We start from the raw sequence: 2,755 nt of genomic DNA, 5'->3' as shown, positions 1-2,755 counted from the left end.
AGTCTCAGGGAGAACTCATCTCGGGGCAAGTTTCGTGCTTAGATGCTTTCAGCACTTATCTCTTCCGCATTTAGCTACCGGGCAATGCCATTGGCATGACAACCCGAACACCAGTGATGCGTCCACTCCGGTCCTCTCGTACTAGGAGCAGCCCCCCTCAATTCTCCAGCGCCCACGGCAGATAGGGACCGAACTGTCTCACGACGTTCTAAACCCAGCTCGCGTACCACTTTAAATGGCGAACAGCCATACCCTTGGGACCTACTTCAGCCCCAGGATGTGATGAGCCGACATCGAGGTGCCAAACACCGCCGTCGATATGAACTCTTGGGCGGTATCAGCCTGTTATCCCCGGAGTACCTTTTATCCGTTGAGCGATGGCCCTTCCATTCAGAACCACCGGATCACTAAGACCTGCTTTCGCACCTGCTCGAGCCGTCACTCTCGCAGTCAAGCTAGCTTATGCCTTTGCACTAACCTCCTGATGTCCGACCAGGATTAGCTAACCTTCGTGCTCCTCCGTTACTCTTTAGGAGGAGACCGCCCCAGTCAAACTACCCACCAGACACTGTCCGCAACCCGGATTACGGGTCCACGTTAGAACACCAGCCATTAAAGGGTGGTATTTCAAGGATGGCTCCATGCAGACTGGCGTCCACACTTCAAAGCCTCCCACCTATCCTACACATCAAGGACCAGTGTTCAGTGTCAAGCTATAGTAAAGGTTCACGGGGTCTTTCCGTCTTGCCGCGGGTACACTGCATCTTCACAGCGAGTTCAATTTCACTGAGTCTCGGGTGGAGACAGCCTGGCCATCATTACGCCATTCGTGCAGGTCGGAACTTACCCGACAAGGAATTTCGCTACCTTAGGACCGTTATAGTTACGGCCGCCGTTTACCGGGGCTTCGATCAAGAGCTTCTCCTTACGGATAACCCCATCAATTAACCTTCCGGCACCGGGCAGGCGTCACACCGTATACGTCCACTTTCGTGTTTGCACAGTGCTGTGTTTTTAATAAACAGTTGCAGCCAGCTGGTATCTTCGACTGATTTCAGCTCCATGAGTAAATCACTTCACCTACATATCAGCGTGCCTTCTCCCGAAGTTACGGCACCATTTTGCCTAGTTCCTTCACCCGAGTTCTCTCAAGCGCCTTGGTATTCTCTACCTGACCACCTGTGTCGGTTTGGGGTACGATTTCGTGTTACCTGATGCTTAGAGGCTTTTCCTGGAAGCAGGGCATTTGTTACTTCAGCACCGTAGTGCCTCGTCATCACACCTCAGCGTTAAAAGGTACCGGATTTACCTGGAACCTCCGCCTACATGCTTAAACCGGGACAACCGTCGCCCGGCTAACATAGCCTTCTCCGTCCCCCCTTCGCAGTAACACCAAGTACAGGAATATTAACCTGTTTCCCATCGACTACGCCTTTCGGCCTCGCCTTAGGGGTCGACTCACCCTGCCCCGATTAACGTTGGACAGGAACCCTTGGTCTTCCGGCGTGCGGGTTTTTCACCCGCATTATCGTTACTTATGTCAGCATTCGCACTTCTGATACCTCCAGCATACCTCACGATACACCTTCAACGGCTTACAGAACGCTCCCCTACCCAACAACACATAGTGTCGCTGCCGCAGCTTCGGTGCATGGTTTAGCCCCGTTACATCTTCCGCGCAGGCCGACTCGACCAGTGAGCTATTACGCTTTCTTTAAATGATGGCTGCTTCTAAGCCAACATCCTGGCTGTCTGTGCCTTCCCACATCGTTTCCCACTTAACCATGACTTTGGGACCTTAGCTGGCGGTCTGGGTTGTTTCCCTCTTCACGACGGACGTTAGCACCCGCCGTGTGTCTCCCGTGATAACATTCTTCGGTATTCGCAGTTTGCATCGGGTTGGTAAGTCGGGATGACCCCCTAGCCGAAACAGTGCTCTACCCCCGAAGATGAATTCACGAGGCGCTACCTAAATAGCTTTCGGGGAGAACCAGCTATCTCCCGGTTTGATTGGCCTTTCACCCCCAGCCACAAGTCATCCGCTAATTTTTCAACATTAGTCGGTTCGGTCCTCCAGTTAGTGTTACCCAACCTTCAACCTGCCCATGGCTAGATCACCGGGTTTCGGGTCTATACCCTGCAACTTAACGCCCAGTTAAGACTCGGTTTCCCTTCGGCTCCCCTATACGGTTAACCTTGCTACAGAATATAAGTCGCTGACCCATTATACAAAAGGTACGCAGTCACCCCATAAAGAGGCTCCCACTGCTTGTACGTACACGGTTTCAGGTTCTTTTTCACTCCCCTCGCCGGGGTTCTTTTCGCCTTTCCCTCACGGTACTGGTTCACTATCGGTCAGTCAGGAGTATTTAGCCTTGGAGGATGGTCCCCCCATATTCAGACAGGATACCACGTGTCCCGCCCTACTCTTCGAGTTCACAACCTGTGCATTTTGGTGTACGGGACTATCACCCTGTACCGTCGGACTTTCCAGACCGTTCCACTAACACACAAGCTGATTCAGACTCTGGGCTGCTCCCCGTTCGCTCGCCGCTACTGGGGGAATCTCGGTTGATTTCTTTTCCTCGGGGTACTTAGATGTTTCAGTTCCCCCGGTTCGCTTCATTACGCTATGTATTCACGTAATGATAGTGTGACGAATCACACTGGGTTTCCCCATTCGGAAATCGCCGGTTATAACGGTTCATATCACCTTACCGACGCTTATCGCAGATTAGCACGTCCTTCATCGCCT

The 2,755-nt window shown here is 52.4% G+C and carries 1 rRNA gene; it reads right to left on the bottom strand.

What is annotated here, in order from left to right:
* Positions 1-2,755: ribosomal RNA gene (locus OGV85_RS01125) — 23S ribosomal RNA — on the bottom strand; the annotation flags it as partial.

Source organism: Citrobacter sp. Cf132 (assembly GCF_030333885.1).
Classification (GTDB): domain Bacteria; phylum Pseudomonadota; class Gammaproteobacteria; order Enterobacterales; family Enterobacteriaceae; genus Citrobacter; species Citrobacter freundii.
This window is presented reverse-complemented; position numbering and strand designations above follow the sequence as displayed.